This window comes from Mesorhizobium sp. P5_C1 (assembly GCF_054049815.1).
The window spans coordinates 1-1,506 of the sequence record NZ_JBFULQ010000891.1 but is presented as its reverse complement, the minus strand read 5'-3'; the positions used below and the strand labels follow the sequence as shown (position 1 = coordinate 1,506).

Genomic DNA, 1,506 nt, shown 5'->3' with positions numbered 1-1,506 from the left:
GGAATGGGGCGATGGAAGAAAGCCCAGTTAGATTTAGTTGTCTTCTTGAGCCGACAGGCGACTGGACGGTTTGGGATGAAGTCACCGGCGAGCCGGCAAACTTGGGTGGGAAATTACTGATCGGCTGCACACGGGAGCGCGCCGAGTCTGCTCGCGACGTGCTCGCGCGGATTTACAAAAGCGGGCTGCACGCTCGACCCGCTGGCCAATCTCGCGCTTGAGAACGAATTTGAACTTGTAGGCTATGGCGGACGAAGTCTCGTATTCTGTCCAGCGCGGACGAACGCGCGGCCGGCACATGGGCCGCCTGGCTGGCCTTTCACCTGGCCGCTGGTGTCGTGCCGGCACTGGCTTGGCCGTTTTAGCCGGTGCCTGCGGTGCCGTGCCTTCGGCCGCCTATATTTCCTCACAAGCTCGACTGTGCTGGTCTCGACCGGGACGCGCCCGAGCGCAGGGGAACCAGTAACGGTAAGGGGTCGTCTAAGGATTGTTCCGATGACTGACGAACAGGACAAGACACCCAGCAAGCCTGACGATCTCGTAACCCAGCGCTTGGTGAATGAAGCCGGTATCACCGAAGAGCAAGCTCGGGCGCTTATCGCCATTCTTGGCGCGCACAGTTGGTCATCGCTCATGCGGGAGGCCCGCCTTATGGCCGCCCAACAACGCTAAGACCTACTTCCGCACAATCCATTCCAGCAAGTCGGAATCAATGTCATCGCTGCCGGTAAAGTCGCGGACCATTTGCGCGGCGTAGTCCCGCCATCGATCCTCGGGAATGTTCTTTTCGATGACGGAATTTTTGAAGGCGCCGCGAATGATATCGCAGTCGAAAGACGATACCGAAACACCCAGCTTGTCCATTGTGCAACCTCCCATCCAAGGGCTGGAAACAGAATGGTGATTGGGGGATTTAATAATGCGTTCAAAGCCGCTTTCAATAGGTTTCGACTGTACGTTTTTATCCAAGGAATTGCCGGCCAACTGGCGCGCGCTAGGTCCAGCGACGCGGCAACCCCTCAAGGAGCCGCAGTGACCGACGCGGTTTAGGCAATGCTTTAATCGGCAGCCGCGTCGGCCATTTACGCGACGGCTTGCCAGCGCGACCGATATCAGGAATATAATCCTCTCCGTGCGGCGATCCACCCCTCAATATGGAGTCGCCAAATGGCCAGATCAAAGCCGTCAAAGCAGCTATCGCAGGCTGAAATCGAGCGCTTTCTGGTGGCAGCGGAAGCGCTGCACAGGAGCATCGTGAAGCCGTTCATATCGCCACATTGCGACCACTACCGGCAGACGCGCGTATTGCATGAGGTGCTGTTGAAGGCCGTGCGGGACGTCACCGGGAAGGAAGTCGAGTTCATCCCGTGGAACACTACAGGACCGGTAAGGCCGCCGCGGGCCTGACGGAACRTTAGCCGTTTCGAATAGTTGAGATCCTGTTCCGGGTGTTGTCACTGGCATCCGGAATAGGCTGGTGGGCAATCAGCCGGCCCGCGTCATTGG

At 58.3% G+C, this 1,506-nt stretch carries 4 protein-coding genes; 3 read left to right on the top strand and 1 reads right to left on the bottom strand.

Annotated features, from left to right (window positions below; genetic code table 11):
* A partial coding sequence (locus ACXJ7R_RS32325; RefSeq protein ID WP_457155347.1) for a hypothetical protein occupies positions 1-221 on the top strand: 221 nt, incomplete at its 5' end.
* Between the two features lie 274 nt (positions 222-495).
* Entirely contained in the window at positions 496-672 is a 177-nt protein-coding gene (locus ACXJ7R_RS32320) for a hypothetical protein (RefSeq protein WP_457155346.1), read from the top strand.
* 3 nt (positions 673-675) lie between these two features.
* On the opposite strand, the gene ACXJ7R_RS32315 is transcribed toward ACXJ7R_RS32320, so the two are convergent.
* On the bottom strand, positions 676-864 hold the full coding sequence (locus tag ACXJ7R_RS32315) for a hypothetical protein (RefSeq protein ID WP_457155345.1): 189 nt from the start codon (positions 862-864) through the stop codon (positions 676-678).
* 303 nt (positions 865-1,167) lie between these two features.
* Here ACXJ7R_RS32315 and ACXJ7R_RS32310 point away from each other — a divergent pair, with 303 nt between their 5' ends.
* Positions 1,168-1,407, top strand: coding sequence for a hypothetical protein (locus tag ACXJ7R_RS32310; RefSeq protein ID WP_457155344.1), 240 nt, complete (start codon positions 1,168-1,170; stop codon positions 1,405-1,407).
* Positions 1,408-1,506 lie beyond the last annotated feature (99 nt).